The 18,416-nt window shown below is 58.4% G+C and carries 13 protein-coding genes and 2 pseudogenes; 3 read left to right on the top strand and 12 right to left on the bottom strand.

The window, feature by feature from the left end; all coding sequences use genetic code 11:
• Positions 1–5: 5 nt before the first annotated feature.
• From KSAC_RS03125 to KSAC_RS03090, 8 genes are all read right to left on the bottom strand, one after another.
• On the bottom strand, positions 6–293 hold the full coding sequence (locus KSAC_RS03125; protein ID WP_132304177.1) for an MSMEG_0570 family nitrogen starvation response protein: 288 nt from the start codon (positions 291–293) through the stop codon (positions 6–8).
• Positions 281–1,459 (bottom strand): MSMEG_0565 family glycosyltransferase, encoded by a 1,179-nt coding sequence (locus KSAC_RS03120; RefSeq protein ID WP_132304175.1) that lies wholly within the window; start codon positions 1,457–1,459, stop codon positions 281–283. Before KSAC_RS03120 ends, KSAC_RS03125 begins: the two co-directional genes overlap by 13 nt.
• Positions 1,456–2,430, bottom strand: a complete 975-nt coding sequence (locus tag KSAC_RS03115) for a sll0787 family AIR synthase-like protein (RefSeq protein WP_243705343.1) — start codon at positions 2,428–2,430, stop codon at positions 1,456–1,458. The genes KSAC_RS03120 and KSAC_RS03115 overlap by 4 nt, the downstream gene beginning before the upstream one ends.
• On the bottom strand, positions 2,427–2,990 hold the full coding sequence (locus tag KSAC_RS03110) for an MSMEG_0567/Sll0786 family nitrogen starvation N-acetyltransferase (RefSeq protein ID WP_132304173.1): 564 nt from the start codon (positions 2,988–2,990) through the stop codon (positions 2,427–2,429). The genes KSAC_RS03115 and KSAC_RS03110 overlap by 4 nt, the downstream gene beginning before the upstream one ends.
• Complete coding sequence (locus tag KSAC_RS03105; RefSeq protein ID WP_132304171.1) at positions 2,987–4,096, bottom strand: MSMEG_0568 family radical SAM protein; 1,110 nt, start codon at positions 4,094–4,096, stop codon at positions 2,987–2,989. Before KSAC_RS03105 ends, KSAC_RS03110 begins: the two co-directional genes overlap by 4 nt.
• Positions 4,093–5,067 carry a Nit6803 family nitrilase gene (locus tag KSAC_RS03100; RefSeq protein WP_110547467.1) on the bottom strand — a complete coding sequence of 325 codons (975 nt, stop codon included), beginning with the start codon at positions 5,065–5,067 and terminating at the stop codon, positions 4,093–4,095. Before KSAC_RS03100 ends, KSAC_RS03105 begins: the two co-directional genes overlap by 4 nt.
• Before the next feature lie 24 nt (positions 5,068–5,091).
• The gene (locus KSAC_RS03095; protein WP_010512648.1) at positions 5,092–5,574 is read right to left on the bottom strand and encodes an MSMEG_0572/Sll0783 family nitrogen starvation response protein; all 483 of its coding nucleotides are present in this window, start codon (positions 5,572–5,574) and stop codon (positions 5,092–5,094) included.
• A 340-nt stretch (positions 5,575–5,914) separates the two neighbouring features.
• Entirely contained in the window at positions 5,915–7,318 is a 1,404-nt protein-coding gene (locus KSAC_RS03090; protein WP_132304169.1) for an aminotransferase-like domain-containing protein, read from the bottom strand.
• A 466-nt stretch (positions 7,319–7,784) separates the two neighbouring features.
• Between KSAC_RS03090 and KSAC_RS03085 the strand changes: the two genes are divergently transcribed.
• The 3 genes and pseudogenes from KSAC_RS03085 to KSAC_RS17480 all read left to right on the top strand — a co-directional run.
• Positions 7,785–8,423, top strand: coding sequence for an alpha/beta hydrolase (locus tag KSAC_RS03085; protein ID WP_207918757.1), 639 nt, complete (start codon positions 7,785–7,787; stop codon positions 8,421–8,423).
• Positions 8,424–8,694: 271 nt separating this feature from the next.
• A pseudogene (locus KSAC_RS03080) lies at positions 8,695–9,311 on the top strand (IS5 family transposase).
• 27 nt (positions 9,312–9,338) lie between these two features.
• Positions 9,339–9,718, top strand: a pseudogene (locus tag KSAC_RS17480) (Mu transposase domain-containing protein); the annotation flags it as partial.
• Between the two features lie 142 nt (positions 9,719–9,860).
• Here the strand turns inward: KSAC_RS17480 and KSAC_RS03070 are convergent.
• From KSAC_RS03070 to KSAC_RS03055, 4 genes are all read right to left on the bottom strand, one after another.
• A complete protein-coding gene (locus KSAC_RS03070; RefSeq protein WP_132304163.1) occupies positions 9,861–12,641 on the bottom strand; it encodes a beta-glucosidase in 2,781 nt (926 codons plus the stop codon).
• Between the two features lie 185 nt (positions 12,642–12,826).
• Entirely contained in the window at positions 12,827–15,163 is a 2,337-nt protein-coding gene (locus KSAC_RS03065) for a TonB-dependent receptor plug domain-containing protein (RefSeq protein WP_165927279.1), read from the bottom strand.
• 719 nt (positions 15,164–15,882) lie between these two features.
• Positions 15,883–16,959 carry a proline racemase family protein gene (locus KSAC_RS03060; RefSeq protein WP_408884752.1) on the bottom strand — a complete coding sequence of 359 codons (1,077 nt, stop codon included), beginning with the start codon at positions 16,957–16,959 and terminating at the stop codon, positions 15,883–15,885.
• Positions 16,960–17,041: 82 nt separating this feature from the next.
• Positions 17,042–18,343 (bottom strand): MFS transporter, encoded by a 1,302-nt coding sequence (locus KSAC_RS03055; RefSeq protein ID WP_165927278.1) that lies wholly within the window; start codon positions 18,341–18,343, stop codon positions 17,042–17,044.
• Between the last annotated feature and the right edge of the window lie 73 nt (positions 18,344–18,416).

The raw sequence follows: 18,416 nt of genomic DNA, 5'->3' as shown, positions 1-18,416 counted from the left end.
TCGTCTCAATAACTGAAAGACAGGACGCGCATCTGCGCATCGGGTCGATTGAGGAAGGGCGCACCGGCCTGCAGGATGGCGTGCAACTGGCCAAGGGCGCGGCTGCACGGGAAGCCATAGCGGGCACGAACCCGCTCACTGGCTTCCGTCAAGGCCGTATCCGCCTTTTCAAGGAACTCCCGGACCGGATAATCCTGACCGGGCGTGAAATGGTCTCTTATGACCAGTGATGGGGAATAGCAGTCGGTCTCCGTCCCATCGGGCCAGCGCACACGAAAGGTCATCTCGGGCATGGTGACAAAGCTCCTGAATCAGGGGCATCGGCATGCCATAGAGCAGCCAGACGCCGGTACGCAGGGAGGTGCCGGCCTGCCACGCTGCGCCAGTCAAAACGGCGGGCCGTTGCGGGGCCGCTGACCCGGAAATGGTCGCGGCTTTTGACGTTCAGCGCGTCCCGCAAGGCCAGAAGCAGGGTGTCGGAACACGTCAGGTCGCACCACAGCGCATCCGCCCGCGAAAGGTGCCCGGTGAAGGGAGCAATCTCCGGCACAATGGCAGCCGTGCCACAGGCCAGCGCCTCCAGCGGGCACAGGCCGAACCCTTCTGTTACGGACGGATAGGCCAGCACGGCGGCCTGCCGGTAAAAGGCAGGCATGTCGTCATCCGCAACCGGTCCGGTTATGGTCACGTGATCCACTGCACCGCTTTCGCGCAGACATGTCGCGAACAGCGTGCGGTAGGCAGAATGATCCAGCAATGAAGCCCCGCCCGCCACGACCAGATGCACATCAGGCTGTTCGCGCCGAAGGGCAAGAAACGCGTCGAGCAGTTGCAGGGTATTCTTGCGGCGCTCGATGCCGCCGACGGTCAGGATCAGGCGATGGCCAGCCGGCAGACGATACCGTGCCCGCAGCGAGGCATCGTGCGTAGTTGGTGCGGGCGAAAAGCGCACGGGATCGACCCCATTGCCGACAACGGGCGCTTTGCGACCATGGTCGTCACGCAGGGCGCTTTCCCACATCGCGCTGACAGTAAAGAGTTCGGTCGCCGCCATAAAGCCCCGCTCCTGCCGCGCGGCAAGGACGGGGTGAGAGAAATGATCGAGATGGTGGACCGTGCGGGCAAAGCCCGGTATCCGCCCCTTTTCCACCAGATCGGCCAGCGCATTGGCGCTGATGGGGTCCTGCGCGTGCAGCACGTCAAAATGCTGCCCACACAATGCGTCCCTGATTTCACCAATGCGGCGCTCCACCAGCGTTGGCAGATCGCTCTCCGGCGCAGCCGGAATATAGTATGTGCCGCAGCGGGGCGTGCGGAAAAAACCAGTCCCGGTCACATCCGGGGCAATCAGCGTCGCGTCATGGCCAGCATCGCACAGGGCTTCCGCCAGCGCCATACCATGCACCACACCGCCGCGCGGATTGGTCGAATGGGTCAGGATGCCGATGGACAGACTCATGGCGCAAACCCCATGAGCGGCGTCCGGGCAAGATCCCAGAAGGTTTCCTTCTCATCCGTCCATGTGACATCCACACGCCGCGTCTCATTGCACTGGCCGATGGCAGAAGCTGCAATGCCCCGCCCATGAAAGCGGGCGATGACCGCATCCGCATCTTCAGGACGCGCCGTGAGCAGATAGCCATAGCTGGGGAATGCGGACAGCCAGCGTTCCATGGGCACGGCATCGGGGCGCGGAATGTCATCAAGCGTGACCGTCATGCCCACGCCTGAACATTCGGCCAGCATGAGGGCGGTACCCAGCAGCCCCGCCATACTGATGTCCTTGGCGGCACGGCTTAGCCCATCCTCGGCTATGCACGGAAGAAGTTCGAGATCCCCTCGCAGCCGGGCCGCCCCTTCGGTGCCGCACAGGGCGGAGCTTGCATCCCAGAACGGATGCGGATCGTGCCAGCGGCCACGCAGGTCGATGGCGGCGATCAGAACCTCGCCCGGTCGGGCATCGAAGCTGGTCAGCAGATGACGGGCACGGCCAAGGATCGCCACTGACAGCGAGTTGTGAGTGCTGCGCATGTTGGTATGTCCGCCAACAACAGGCACGTCATAGGTACGTGCTCCATCATGCAGACCGGTCAGTATGGACGCGGCCGTCTCGGACGTATCGCTCCACAACGCATCGACCACGGCCACCGGACGACCACCCATGGCCGCGATGTCGCTGACATTGACCATTACGCCGCAATACCCGGCAAACCACGGCATTGAGCGGACAAAACTGTCCTGAAATCCCTCACTGGCCAGCAGGAGATAGCCGTTACCGTCCGGAATTGCAGCGCAGTCATCGCCAAGGCGGATGGCATCAGGATTTGCAGGCTTCAGGATCGCAGCCGCTTCAGCAATATCCTGTTTGCCCGCAAGGGCGGGACCGTGACGCAACGTGCGCAGCAGTGAGGCAAGTTCATATGCCATCACGCCACCTGCCGCGGTCGGGGTTGCGGACGCAGCAGCCATGTCTGGTCCTGACCGTGTGCCGGATAGCGCGAAAGGTTGGCTTCCATGTCGTGATGCGGCAGGCCATGCAGCGTGATGACGCCGAGACTCTTCCAGTGCAGGCGGCGGAAAAACGGCACATTCTGTTCCTGCACCTGTGCCAGGAACCGGGTGGCCCCAAGTCCATGCGCCGTGCTGACCGCCATACGGATAAGTTCCGCCCCGATCCTTCCAAGCTTGCGGTGATCGGCATGGACCGCCAGACGGGAACCACGCCAGACACCGGGCTCGGCTTCATGGATACGTACCGCGCCCACGATCCGGTCCGGCATTCCCGCGATACAGCAGGCCGCGATGATGGGAATGGCAACCGCATCGATTGCGTCCTGGTCATCCTCTGAAAAAACGTGCTGTTCTGCGCAGAACACTTCGCGGCGCAGCGCATGATAACCGGCACGTTCCCACGGTGTGCGGGCGAGGCGTACGACATATTCCGTGGGGATGAAGGGGCGGTCTTTCACGCCTTCGAGCATCATACTCATTGTTCGTACGCCGAGAGCGAGGAACAGGCACCACATCGGCCACACCCGGCCCGGATGTCGGTGGATTTCATGTTTGCCTCGCGCAGCATCCGGCCCAGCGGCGCCAGCACGGATTTCATGAACTCGGCTGAAGGCGGCGCGTGATTTTCCAGCGGTGTGCCGGAAATGGGCACGAACGGCACTACGAAGGGATAGACCCCGAGCGCAATCAGGCGTTCGGCCAAAGCCAGAATGTTTTCGGCACTATCGCCTAGCCCTGCAAGAATGTAGGTATTGACCTGCCCACGCCCGAAGATCGGCACGGCAGACGCAAAGGCGTCCATGTAGCGATCGACACTGACCGTGGCCTTGCCGGGCATGATCTTCTCGCGCACGGCCTGTGTTGCGGCTTCGAGGTGCATGCCCAGACTGTCGGCCCCCGCCTCGCGCAGGTGCTGGAACCAGCCGTGGTCACGCGGCGGCTCACACTGGACCTGAAGCGGCAGGTTCACTGCCGCCCGGATGGCACGGGCTGATTCCGCCAGCACGGCAGCGCCCCGATCAACCACGTTGGGTGTCCCGGTGGTCAGTACCATATCGCGCACGCCGTCCAGTTCCACGGCAGCCTTGGCCACTTCGGCAAGCTGCGCTGGTGTCTTGTAGGCGATCGTCCGGTCGGCCTCCAGCGACTGACCGATGGCGCAGAACTGGCAGGACGTGCGCCGGTCGGTATAGCGGATGCAGGTCTGGTGCACCGTGGTCGCCAGCGTGTCACGACCATGCAGAAGGGCGATCTTCCAGTAGGGAACGCCATCCGCCGTGCTCAGGCCATAAAAGCGCGGGGTAGCCGGAAAATGGATCGTGCCCAGTGTCTGACCATCACGCAGCAGCGTGCTTGTTCCACTCTGGTCAGGCAGACTGGCCTGAAACGGAGACCGTCGCGCACCGGACGTATAAACCGGAACCATGACGGTCTGACCCGCGATGGTGATTGTCTTGTGGTCGGAAGGACCGGCTCCGCCTTTACGGGCGATACCCCCGGTCTGCTCGCCGATCTGAAGCCCGAAGGATTGCAGGTCAGTGACAAGCCTGCGGCCGGAAAGCGTGCCGCGTGTTGGAACGGTCATGGCGCAACCTCATCTGTAGATGCAGGAAACAGATCGGCTTCCCCAACGTAATGGACAGTGCGGGCAGGCTTCCGGTCATGAAGCAGGCTGAGCAGTTCGGGCCGTGCATAATGCCCCACGGAATCCATCATCCGCTTGCGCTTGGTAATCAGAGCGAAATCGAGATCAGCGATCACCATCCCCTCGCCTTCCGTCAGGGGTGTGCCCAACAGCTTGCCTTCAGGTGAGACGATGGCGGTGAAGCATCCACCCCGCAGCGGCCCTTCCAGTGCAGGGTCGCGCGCTATGTCCCTGATCTGATCTTCCGTGAGCCAGCCTGTGGCGTTCACGACAAAGCAGCCGGATTCCAGCGCATGGTGCCGGATGGTGACTTCCATCTGGTCAGCGAAGATCTGGCCCACCAGCGAGCCGGGGAACTGCGCGCAGTGGATTTCCTCATGCTGGGTCATCAGCGCGTAGCGGGCGAGCGGGTTGTAATGCTCCCAGCAGGCCAGAGCGCCGATGCGCCCGGCCGCACTTTCCACCACTTTCAGCCCCGAACCATCCCCCTGCCCCCAGACCATGCGTTCATGATAGGTGGGCGTGATCTTGCGGCGTTTGAGCAGGATCTCGCCTGTCGCATCAAAGATGATCTGCGTATTGTAGAGCGTGCCGAAATCGCGCTCGTTCACGCCCAACACTACGACCATGCCGGTCTGGCGCGCGGCCTCGGCCACCATGTCCGTCACCGGACCGGGGATGACGACAGCGCGTTCGTAAAGCGCCAGATGCTCGCCGCCGAAGCGGAAAGCCGGCTGGATAAACGAGAAATAGGGATAATAGGGCACGAAGGTTTCAGGAAAGACCGCAAGCGCAACGCCTTTTTCGGCGGCATCGCGGATGGCCTGACAGACTTTCCGGGCAGTCCCCAGACCATCGTCACCAAGGACGGGGCTGATCTGGATGGCTGCGGCGCGAACGATACGGGACATGGCTTGCGGTCCTCCCTTCGGCCTTCAGAGAGTCCAGGTATTGAGGATGAAGGCGTTATCGCGGCGGGCCAGCAGGATGATGTCGAGCACGTCCTGCGGATTGATCGGCGTGATGCCGGGGATAAGGTTTTGCTCGCCGTAGCCATAAAGGGCCTGAAGCGCGAAGCGGCAGGCATAGACTTTGCCGCCTTCTTCAAGGATTTTCGCGATCTGCTTATTGCAGTTCATGTGCCCCGGAAAGGCCTCGTCACCCAGACGGGGAAAACCGCGCTGCACACCAAGGGTCACACCCGGACCGTACAGCAGCACCGACGTCTCGAAACCCTTGCGGATCAGACGGGTGGCCTGCAAAAGATTTACAAACCCGACCGAACCTTCATTGGCAACGGTATGAAAGGTGATGAGGGCTTTTTCGCCGGGCTGGGCTTTGACGTCCTCGAAGACCTTGTTTTCATAATTGACGAAGCAATCGCCATCTTTATGCGGAGCGTGTTCGACTTTCGGCATGGTATGTCTCCCGTGTGCTGCGGTCTCCGGCGGGAAGCCGGGACTGACCGCGTTGCCGAGACGAACGTGGCACGGGATGGCGGAGAGCCAAAATATTGTATGCGTTCTGACAAGCGTACAAACGGCTCAAATAAAATCAGACATAGCCCTCATACCAAGACAGAGGCATACAAAAAATATACATCAACCATACAATCGTAAGGCTTGAGCGTAAACATCTGTTTTGACAAGATTTTGCAATCACGCATTCGTGAATAAAGAGCCTTTTTGTTTTCCGGAATATCCGCCTTCCATCTCATGAAATCAGAAGATTTCGTCGATTCCGGGCTCTACCATCCGGTCAAACAATATCGGCAAAGCCGGGGGAGCGCTTGTGCTGCAGGACCGACAGCACCCCGTGCAGGGATTCTTCAAGGCTCACGACGTCCGGTGCGCTGCCGAGTGCGATCCGCGCCCGCTGCGGGGGCTCGCCACTGATGGTGAAAACGGTACTGGGCACCAGCGCCAGACCCCGCCTGCGGGCATAGGCCACAAAATCCGCACTGCCCCACCAGTCCGGCAGTTTCAGCCAGACATGCGGTCCGTCCGGATTCATGCAGTGCCCCTCCCCAAGCACCTTGCGGGCAATGGACTGGCGCAGGCGCAGTTCCGTGCGGATGGCATGCAGGATCGTATGGGCCTGCTGCGTCTGCATCCACCGCGCCGTCAGCGCGCTAAGCAGGCCGGCATTGGTCAGGGCTATGGCCCGGATGGCCGCCGTAACGCGCCGGGTCATATCCGCATTGGGCAGGGCAACATAAGCCGTGCGCAGGCCAGGACTGAGCGTCTTGGCGAGGGTGGCCACGTAGCTGACACGGCTATGGTCAAGGGCTGCAAGTGCTGGCAGCGGATTGTCCATCAAAAGACTGTAGGGGTCGTCCTCGGCAATATGCAGATGATGGCGCTGGGCGACCTTCAGGATGTCCTTGCGCCGTTGCAGGGACATCGTCGCCGTGGTGGGATTGTGGATGGTCGGGATGCAGTAGAGCATCCGGGGATGATGCTCGGCGCAGACCCGATCAAGCTGGTCCGGCATCATGCCTTCCATGTCACTGTCCACACCGACCAGAATGAGATCGAACTGCGCCGCGATGGTCCGGATGCCCGGATAAGCAATGCGATCGGTGACAATGACATCGCCGGGCTGGGTGTGCGTGCTGACGATCGCCGCAAGCGCACTCTGAGCACCCGGTGAGACAAGGATTTCGTCTGTTCGCCGCTGCCCGATGACGGGCGCGATCCATTTCGCGCCCAGTTGGCGTTCTTCCTGTGTGCCGCCCGTTACCCGATAGGACATCAGGCTGTTCAGATCCTGCTGCTTCAGGATGGCCGTAATATCGCTCTGGATAATGCGTTGAAGGGGCGGGTCCTGCGGGATGGGCGGCAGGTTCATGGTCAGGTCAACCACGGCGGGACCGGTATGACGCCAGTGGCTTTCCCCTGCACCAACACGGACAAAGGTGCCCCGGCCGACCGTCGCGTCAATCAGGCCACGCCGCCGCGCCTCGGTAAACGCCCGGGTCACGGTCGTCAGATTGGTGCCAAGATGCTCCGCGATTGTTCGCTGTGGCGGCAGCCTGTCCCCTTCCCGCAGATCGCCCTTGCGGATGGAAAGTGCCAGGGCATCAGCGAGCGTCATGTAAATCGCATTCGGACTGCGGCTGATCTCATCTTTCCAGTGGACCAGATAGGGGTATGCAGACATGGGATGAAAATTCCATACATTCAATGGAATTCCATTTGACCATATGCCATACAATCAGCGCAATAACGATACCGGTAAGACTGGATATTCGGCGCAGGGGGGTCTTACCCGTCTCGACCGGGAATGTATTTCTGCGGGAGGCTGAAGATTCTATACAAGGTAGCTGGAAGACCAGACCTGAAATTAAGGCAATGAGAAGTTATTCGTCCGAGAACAGGATGAGATGATCAGAACCGATCTCGGCAGGACCATGTCGGAATACAGGCACTGCACAATGGTCGTGCTCGCTATCTGCTGCGCGCTCCTGTCAGTAGTGGCTAATGCCAGCGACTGCCCTGCCCCAGGGACCACTGCTAATATCGTAGATCCGGACATCGATGAACGTGTTATGACTATACCTCTCCGGGCGGGCGGGTCTGTCCGGGCCATCTTCAGTTCTCCGGAGCGGCCACGAGCAACGATCATCATGTTTCCTGGCGGAACAGGTGACATCGGCCTCGGGCAGGACGGGCGCATCCGGCATGCCGACAACTTCGTCGTACGAACCCGCGAGGCATGGAACAGGCACGGCTATGCGGTGCTCATTCCGGACACGGTTGGCCACCGCAATCTTCGGGGGCAGCGTAGTTCCGCGTACTATGCCCATCTTGTCGAGGATATCATCGTTTTCGTACACTGGAAGGATTCAGGCCCTGTTTTTCTGCTCGGTACAAGTCAGGGTGCGATTGCCGCCGTCAATGGCGCGGTCCATGCCGCTCCGGGGGATATTGCCGGTGTTGTGCTGACTGAATCGGTGTCCGTTATGGGAAGTAGCGGGGAAACCGTTTTCAGTGCCCATCCAGAGAAGGTACAGCCGCCGGTTCTTGTTGTTGCTAATCGCGATGATCGATGCAACGTCGCCCCGTCACAAGACGCAAAGCGAATTGGCTCGGCCATGACAGGCAGTCATGAAGTCACCGTGTTAATGGTGGCAGGCGGTAAAACCCGGTCTGGAAAAAACTGTGGTTCGCTTGCGCCACACGGTTATTTCGGCATTGAGGCAGAGGTCATTACCAAGATCATTACATGGCTGGATGCCACGATCCGAACTTCTACCTTGAGATAGAACAAGGCGCTTGTTGGGATATGGACCTGTGTTTACCCAACCGTCAGGCATTTTGTTCAGCAGCCTGTTCCGTCAGGATAACCGGGATGCCATGCGCCAGTCTGGACTTGCGACGGTTTTGTGCCGGTCAGGAAGTGATTACGCCACCCTTGCTTCGAAAGCGAGGGGGCTGATGTCGCCCAGATATGAATGGCCTCGGCGTGGATTTTAGGCTCAGGACCTATTGATTTGTGTAGGGAATTTTGATTCAGACTTTGCAAGGAGACTGAAGATGAGCGAATTGTTTTGGCTGACGGATGAACAGATGGAGCGTCTGCGGCCGTTCTTTCCCACGAGCCATGGTAAACCTCGCGTTGATGACCGCCGCGTGCTGAGCGGCATCATTTTTGTGAACCGCAATGGTATGCGCTGGCGTGATACGCCCTATCTCAAGGCACACCGCACGGCTTCAAGCCTGCAGTTAAAAAAGGGGATCCAGGCCGCCGGATCGGACGCACTAAAGGGGGCATGAACACCAGGCTGCATGCGGTCACCGATCAGAACGGACGACCGCTGAGCTTCTTTATGACAGCCGGACAGATCACCGGAGCCTCTGCTCTGCTGGACGGCCTTCCCATGGCACAGTGGTTGCTGGCGGATCGGGGTTATGATGCTGACTGGTTCCGAGATGCCCTGGAGGAAAAAGGGATCAGGCCCTGCATTCCGGGAAGAAGATCCCGCGGAAAACCAGTCAAATACGACAAGCGAAAATACAAAAGACGCAACCGCATCGAAATCATGTTCGGCCGCCTCAAGGACTGGCGGCGGGTCGCAACACGCTATGACAGATGCCCGACCGCCTTCTTCTCAGCCATCTGCCTCGCTGCAACCGTCATCTTCTGGCTATGAGTCCTGAGCCTAAGAGGAATTCAGATGCATCCGGATGTCCCGGAGACAACGGTCTCGGATATGTTCCTGGTCGGGCGCGCGGCACTGTTTCCTTTGACGGGCTCCATGCCCGCACGGCCTCTGTCACGAAAACCTGCCTGGTCTGCTTTGACAACAGTCGGTATTCCCTCTTCAGCAGTGCGGTTGGTCGCCCGGTGGAATTCAGGGCTTATGCCGCTCGCATCGAGATCCGGCAGGATGACCGGACGATTGGTGTCCATGTCCGCCCGTTCGGGCGGGAGCGGACGGTTTATGATCCATGGCATTATATTGGAGTACTGGGGCGCAAGTCTGGCGTCCTGCGCAATGGCGCGCCGTTTCAGGACCGGGTCCTGCCCGTCTCCATTGAACGGATCCGCAGGCGGCTGGTTGTCGTGCTATTGAATGGCAAACTAGACTGCCTGTTCCGTCGGCCCCTGCGTCAGCCCTCTCCTGCCGGTTCTGTCCATATTCTGTGCCGTAGCCATTATCGGCCCCCACGTTCCAACGGAACGCGGGGTTGCGGTCAGGTCAGATCCTGCCCTTCAGCCGGATGTCGCCTGACGAAGCACCGACCAGGACCGGGCGTGTCCCCGGCACCTTGCGCCATGCATGGTCATGTGTGGACCAGTACTGCAGGGCACGGGGAGCTACATGCAGCGTAATGTCCCGGCTTTCCCCGGCATCAAGATGCACCCTGTCGAAAGCGACAAGGCTTCTTACGGCAAGATCTGCACCGGGTACAGGCGGTCCGGGGGCGTCGATATAGACCTGGGGAACTTCATCACCCCCGGCCCCGCCGCTGTTCCTGATCCTGAACCGGACGTCCAGGCCACCTGCATTACTGGTATCGATATGTAGCCGCGAATAGGCAAAACGGCTGTAGGACAGGCCATGCCCGAACGGGAACAGGGGCTTGCGACCGGATTTAAGGAAGGCGCGATAGCCAATATTCACCCCTTCCGAGAACACGGTCTTTTCGTCCTGTCCCGCGCCGGAGCGCTCCTTGTGCATCGGGTCGGTTGCGGGATAATCGCTCAGTTGCCTGCCCCATGTAACGGGTAGACGGCCAGCAGGATTGACCTGTCCCGTCAGAACCCTAGCGGCGGCAACGCCACCCCGGTCGCCTGACCACCACATTTCCATCACGGCCGGTGCCTTATCAAGCCAGGGCAGCGCCACGGGCTGGCTTGTATTGAGCATGATGACCGTATGGGGATTGGCGGCCAGAACGGCCTCCGCCAGTTCATTCTGCTCACCCGGAAGCTGGAAGGGCGGCTGGCCCCGGCTCCACAGGAAAAGGATGACCTTGCGTGCATGCCGGGCGACATCAACCGCATGATCCCGGTCCGCCCGGCGTGTTGCTGGCGTTGCCCATGCCAGCCTTAGTCTTTCGGGGGTGCCGGAATCATCGGGTACGGCATGGATCACAACCTTATGTCTGCCGGTAGCCAGTTTGACCGGCACACGTACGTTGTCCAGTCCGTCCGAGCCCGGCAGCAGGTTATCCTGATTGGGTTCGACAATATCCCCGTGCAGACCGCCCTTCAGTGCATGGGTGCCGCCGATGCGCGTGCCATCCACGATAATGTCGGCCCGCGCACCCAGCACGTGCAGGCACAGCCAGTATTCCCCGTCTTCATCAATCTGGAGATCACCGCTCCAGTCCATCGTGCTGCCTGCGGGCACGGTGGCGCCCGTAGCTGCGGTCAGGACAGAAAGTGGCGCCTGCCCTGCCTTGTGCCCCATGTCCTGTGGCATGGGGCTGATAACATGGTCCGCGGCGATGATGTGGCCATCCATGTCATCCGCAACGGCGGTCTGGATATGGGCCTTTCCCCCCCCGATCTGGCGCAGCGCGGTAACGGGGCTGACCTGATGATCAGGTTCACCCAGTGAACGTTCATTGGGTTTGCCAACTGCAATAACCTGTGAGCCCCCCGGCCCGATAACTGCCAGGTCCGTCAGGTCATCAGGGGTAAGCGGTAGCGCATGATGGACATTCCTGAGCAGGACGGCAGATGCAGCACTGGTGCGTTCATTGATGTCGTCAACCTGCCCGGGCGTAAGGCGCGTGCCTGTCCCCTGACCCGTCGTGCCCGGCAACCGACCGAACAGGGCCATTTCAAACAGGACCCGCCCCGCCGCGCGGTCGATTTCAGCCTGCGTCACCGCCCCGTCGCGCAGGGCGTCATACAGGTTTCTGAACTGGTGATTGACGGGAAACAGGACATCCCACTTTACCGGCTCGGGCTGCGGTTCTTCGGGAATGGTCCCTTCAAAGATACGATGCATGGCATCAAAGTCGGGTGGCGGAACATGGTGGGGCGGCGGCGTATTGTCATAATAAGCGGGAATGATGCCCGCAAAGGGATTGGTCGGATTGAGGTGCCCCGGCATTTCCATGTCCAGACCCGCCGTCAGGCCCAGATTGTCATGCACCGCGCCCCAGTCCGATACGACAAACCCTTTGAAGCCCAGCTCATCACGCAGCACATGGTCCATAAGCGCCCTGTTTGCGCAGGCGTAAGGTCCATTGATCATATTATACGCACACATGATCGATGCAACATGGGCGTTGATGGCGGCTTCGAACGGGGCCAGATAGATTTCGTGCAGCGGCTGTTCATCAATAAAGACATGTTGGCCGTCAGTATCGTAGCCGATGAAATGCTTGGCATCGGCCATGACGTTGCGTGACTGGATGCCGCGTATTTCAGCAGCACCGATCATGGATGTCAGGGTCGGGTCCTCGCCAAAAGTATTATAGGCCCGGGAATAGGTGATATCCCGATCTATATTGATGAAAGGCTGCAGGACAACGTCAATATTCAGTCGATTGGCTTCATCCGCAATCAGGACGCCATTATCAAATGCAAGCTTTGGGTCGAATGTGGCCGCAACCCCCATGGTCGCGACTTCAGCGACCGAGGGTTTGCTCAGCAGCAGTCCCGGCGGTCCGTCCGCCATGCGCAGCGGTGGCACATTCAGCCGTTTTACGCCCGGCAGGTAGCCTGCCTCCCCATCATTGTGCGCCGCAGGTTCTTCCGTTCCCCGGATAAGGTTCAGCTTTTCCTGAAGGGTCATCTGCTTCAGCAGGCTGGATGCGATACGGGTTGCCTTGACGTCCGCATCTTCCTGGTCGGCGGCCTGCGCGGGGTGGAAGGGATTGCAGACCGACAGGGCCAGACAGCAGGCACTGCCATATAGAAGTATTGTGCTGCGTTTTTTCAGGATCCGGGCCAGTCCATGGACTGGCCTGTCTGGCCAGCGCGAGGTGAGAGCTGCAAGAATCCGGGTTGGCATGACCATGTACCTGTCCCTTTCTAATATTATACATACCTGCGCCTGACCGTTTTCCCGACCAGGCGCATGATACCGTCCCGAAGGGTCTGCTACTGCAGGGGGACAGAAGTCCGGTCCTGCGCGGGTTGTGGCCCCATGGCGGCAGGATCTTTCGCAGGACGCGGACTGTATTGCTGATGGATATGAGGTTTTTAGAACTTCATATCTGCGCGGAAGTAATAGAATCCACCGTTGAAGGCCAGTTGCGACGCATAATAATCATACTTGGTCACGCCATAGGCACGTCCCTGCGCCGGTACTTCGGTCGGGTGGGTATTGAAGATGTTGTTCCCGCCAATGGCCAGATGCAGGTTGCGCGTTGCCGCGTAACCGAATTCCAGATCTGTCACCCACCGCGGTTTTGCTTCAAACGGGAAGAACGTATTGACCGACCATGCATTCGGACCCGTTGTATATTGCATTTCGTCGGTCACGGAACCCCAGCGTGTTTCACGCAGCGTTGCGTCAAATCGACCCAGTGACCAGTGCCCGGACATGATGATCTTGCTGCGCGGCGTTGTCGTTGTCAGGAACGCAACCTGCTGGGCATTCAGTACGGGGGTACCGTTACTGTTATAGGACATGTGCGATACACGTGTTCTGTTCAGGTTCAGGCCAAGTGACCAGTCAACACGCCCATACTTCTTGAAATCGGTCAGATAGGTCGCGGTGATGTCCAGCCCCTGCGTACGCGTGCTTGCCCCATTGGTGAAGTAGTTGACCGAAACGGCCGAGGGATCGAGGCTGGTCGGCACTGGAATACCGGACAGATCGATGGCGTTCAGCGCTTCCGCGCCAGAGGCGTACCCCCCTTCCACAATACGATCACGGATATTGATCTGGTAGACATCAGCAGCAATATGCAGTTTTTTCAGCGGATTGATGACAATACCGCCGCTAAGGTTGGTAGAGCGTTCTGGCTTGAGCGCCTTGGCACCCAGTGACCGTGCTGCCGCCGAATTGACGGCCAGCACGCCACTGGCGGCTTCGGGGCTGACATTCAGGTTGGTGAAGTTTTCTTCCGCCAGTGTCGGGGCACGGAAGCCGTTGCTGATCGTGCCACGGATCGCAACCCACTTATTGATCTCATAACGGGTGGAGACCTTGCCGCTGATTGCGTTGCCCACGTCAGAATAATGTTCCAGACGGCCTGCCAGATCGACTTCCCAACCATTGAGCGGCTTGAAGTTTACATCCGCATAGCCTGCGTAGATATGGCGTCCATGCACGCCGGATGCGACGTCGGGCAGGCCAGGCAACGCCTGTGAACCATTGCCGTAAAGCGATGCGGCATCACCTGCGCCCATCTCGTACTGCTCGTTACGGTTTTCAAACCCGAGCGCCACCGCCACCGGAGCCGCGAAGAACGGCGCCGCGATCGAACGGCGCAGATCGACGTTATTGACCCACTGCGCATTACGGTAATTGCCGATCGAGAAACTGTTGGGGGACGTGCCCGTGGCCTGCAACAGATCCAGGTTGATCGACTGATCCAGACCACTATGGAACCAGTCAGATCCATACGTGCTGCTGACATCCCACGAGAAACCAAAGAAGTTGTCCCCCTTGAATCCCGCAGTCACACCCATGTCGTTTTCGTCCGATGTCTGGATCGGGCTGTAACCGTTGGGATAGATTCCAGAGTAGCCGCTTGGCATGGTGCGGTAAAATGCCCAGGCCTTGGCATCCCTGTGGGCATAGGTCGCGTTGCCGTAAAAGGTTACGTGTTCCGTAAGCGGCAGGTTGAAGTTGACGCCCAACGCCTCGCGGTCACTGGCCGGGATACCGAACAGCCGGTCAACCTTGGCGTTATAGCGTGTATCCGTGCCGTCATGATGGGTTGGGTCCTGGTGACGGTAATCGAAGCTGAGCTGCAGGGAACCGCCATGGCCGATCCTGAAGCCCTCATTGAACATGCCGCCCGCGGTAAAGCCCTGATTGTTCCCGTAATTGCCAACGAGGCTCTGGGCGGAAATGCCATGATCCTGTGATTTCAGGATGATGTTGACCACACCGGCAACAGCGTCGGACCCGTACTGGGCGGCCGCGCCATCACGCAGGATTTCGATATGATCGATCATGGACATCGGAATCATATCAAGATCGGTTGGGGTCGATCCCTGCTGTGAACCGGGAGACGCATAGATATTGGCCGTCGGGTGGCGTCTTTTCCCGTTGATCAGGATGAGCGTCTCGTCCGGGTTCAGGCCGCGCAGCGATATGGCATCGGTCAGACCACCTGCCCCGGTGCCGAATGCAGGCGTCGTGACCGATGGCGATGTCACGATCAGCGCATCACGCAGGTTCGTCTGGCCCGTACGCAGGATCTGCTGCTTGGTGGTCACATCAACCGGGCTCATGCTCTGGTAAAGCTTGCGGTTGGTGGTACGGGTGCCCGTTACGATAAGCTGTTCCGCCTCACCCGAATTACGGGTGGTTTTCTTGTCTTTGGTCTGTGTTTCAGCCGTTGCCGCAGCGTACCCCGGCATGGGGACGGTGGATATTCCTGTCAAAAGGAACAGAAGAAACGGCAGCTTCCTGTTACGCATCCAATTCTCCATCCTGATTACTGTTATGAGAAGCACGCAGATGCCGTGACTTCGAAAAAGGGATTGCCCGGTTGCGTGTAAAAGGCGTGGTCCGCGCCGTACCGACCGGGAGTGACGTGGGGTAGAGAAAGTAAGTCTTTCTTCACGTGAATATGGACACATCGTATGAGAAGCTTATGTCTAAGTCAATACGAACTAAAAACGTTTCTCACTAAAAATGCGGTTGGTCATTTCTGTACGATAATAATAAAAGTATTTTATTTCAGTATATTAGATCGATTCGCCAACGATAAGAGTTACGGTATCGAAAATTTGCGTCAGGTCATGTTGCAAAAATGCCAGAATAGCTGGTGGGATCAAGTCCATCTGGATTTTGGCAAAATATTACTGCACCGATATGTAATATCAATTTGGTTTTGTTCTGGTCCATCCGATTGGACAGCGTGTCAGGTCTAAAATCCAGCCCGAAAACATTACAAAAACGAAACGTACGTTTCCGGGGAAGATTTCTTTTGGGGAACTATAGAAAATGCCACCTTCATGAAAAAAAGGTGGCACGCAGGATTGTCTGTTATTTATATAAACGCGTTGTTCTGAAATAATATCCAGATCCCCATGCCCAGGCGAAGCCATAGGGCTGGAGATGCCGTCGTGACGCGTTACACTACAGCCTTGCCGCCGCCGATAAGAAAACCATTGCCCAGCGGATCATATTTCGAGACCACCAGTTGGGACAGCGCGGTGATCCAGGCGGAACCGGTTACGCGCGGCACAAGATAGGTGCTGCCGTCTTTCCGTTCTTCCTTTACAATCCTGCCCCGATAATGTGTTCCCATGATGCTTTCGTTAACGAAATCATCGCCTACCTTTAACAGGCCCTTTGCCACCCTGACCGCCATCCTGGCACATGTGGCTGTTCCGCAGGGCGAACGGTCAAAGGAGTGGGCACCGGAAACCGGAACATTCAGCCCATCGGCCCCTTCCGCCCGCGGTTCATCGATCCAGACGATATTGCCCACCGATGGCACGACGCCGGTCAGGGGATCGGATAAAGTGGATGTCCGGCCTAGTTCCTGACGGATGAATTTAGCTTTTTCAATCAATTCATCTATCAGGTCAGGCTGAACTGACAGACCGACACTGTCTGATTCAACAAATCCATAATACTGGCCGCCATAGGCTATTTCCACGGTTGTTTTTTTACCATGGCCAGTATCGACCTCAACAGAGCCAATATAATATGCTTGGGGAATCTGGAAGGAAACCGCCTGGCATCGGCCGTCCTTTATTTCCACTTCTATCGCCAGGGTGCCCACGGGCGTCAGGAGCGGAAGTTGAAAATGCCCGTCCGTGCCCAGGTCAATCGACGGAATCAGCGCCAGTTCGCACAGTGTTGTCACAACACCGATCGTGGCATGTCCGCACATATCCGGGTAGCCGTTTGCATCCATGAATACGATCCCGAAGGGTTCACCGGCAGCGCTGGGCGCGATCAGCGCAGCGGCAAACATTGACCGGTGCCCACGCGGTTCCAGTACCGCCATCCGCCGAACCCAGTCGGCCTGAGTTCTGAAGTGATCCCGGGCCGCGGTGGGGGAAAGGCCGACAAGGTTTTCGCCGCTGTCCATAATGACCCGTGTTGTCTGGCCACAGGTATGGGAATCCACAACATGCAGGGTCCTTGCGTTGTCATATGACCCGTTGTGATGAATAAGGCGCGTGCCGTAATCGTGCATGTTATTACTCATGTTTTACCTATCCGGACAGAAGAGAGGAAAAGAAAATATTCACCTAGGTCACAAAAGGCGCGCAGCTTCGTCAGCAGGAAGTCTGTTTCACCGTTCCTACGGAAAAGGTGGACATTTTTCGGCATGTCAGGACCAGCCCGCCGAACGAGATGATGGACACGGCATAAAATATGACAATCACGCCGTTGAAGGACCCGGTCCTGTACAGGATGGCCGTAGAGATCAGGGGAATGAACCCCACGATAACCGACGCGATGGACTGCCCCAGCGCCAGACCGGAGGAGCGTACCTGAACCGGAAACAGCGCCGTCAGCAGGCCGGGCTGGGTACCAATCATGCCGGCATGGAAAATGCCGTTTGTAATGACAAAGGCCGCCATGATGACATAGGGGTTGCCAGTACCGACCGACATGAAAAACGGGTATATGGAAATGGCGGAACACAGGATGCCAAGCCCGTAAACAACCGGTGCGCCCAGCAGATCGGCCAGCCGCCCGAATACGACCATCATGACCGTATCAGCAGTCATGGAAACAAAAACCGACGCAATCAGGATACTTTCATTTACATGCAGCCACGCGCCATAAGAGAGCGAGACGGTTGTGGTCATGAGAACATAGATCATCTCGGACAGGATCAGGGTGGACGCAGCCAGGACCGACGTCTTGTAACTGCGGATCACTTCCGTCATGGGGGTCTGGACGCCGTTTTTTTCGGCGACCCTGGCAAATTCGGCCGTGTCGCCCACCTTCAGCCGGATCACGACACCAAGCACGACAACCACGATACTGATCAGAAATGGCAGGCGCCATCCCCAGGTCAGGAACTGGTCACCGCTGATGGCGCGGAAAAGGAAAAACAGCCCCGACGAGAGTATAAATCCCACTCCGACCCCTGCCTGGCTCCACGCGCCATAAAATCCCTGCTGCTTCGGGGGGGCGTTTTCAGTCGCCATAAGGATCCCGCCACTCCATTCCCCTCCGGCTGCAAATCCCTGGATCAGACGTAGCGTAATCAGGGCGATGGGGGCGATGAGGCCCGCCTGCTGGTAGGTTGGCAGCAGACCGATCAGGAATGTCGCCCCACCCATCAGTGACAGCGTCCATGTCAGCGTGGTCTTGCGGCCATACCGGTCTCCGACCGACCCGAACACGATTCCACCCAGTGGCCGTGACACAAAGCCCACTGCATAGCCCACAAAGGCACCGCTGGTGCTGAGTATGGGGTTGCTCAGGGGGAAAAAGGATGGACCAAAGACCAGCGCGGACGCCAGCCCGTACAGAAAGAAATCATAAAATTGCAGCGCATTGCCAATAGATGACGCCAGTATTGGCAAAATGACCTTGAAGTGCCGCAACAGTCCACGTTCCACACTGAATACTCCAGGTATGAGGGCAGTTATATCCGGAAAGAAAACCCGTCAGAAACAAGACGGGATGACAGGC

The organism is Komagataeibacter saccharivorans (genome assembly GCF_004348195.1).
GTDB classification, from domain to species: domain Bacteria; phylum Pseudomonadota; class Alphaproteobacteria; order Acetobacterales; family Acetobacteraceae; genus Komagataeibacter; species Komagataeibacter saccharivorans.
The sequence above is the reverse complement of the archived record's forward strand: the minus strand, read 5'-3'. Positions and strand labels throughout refer to the sequence as shown.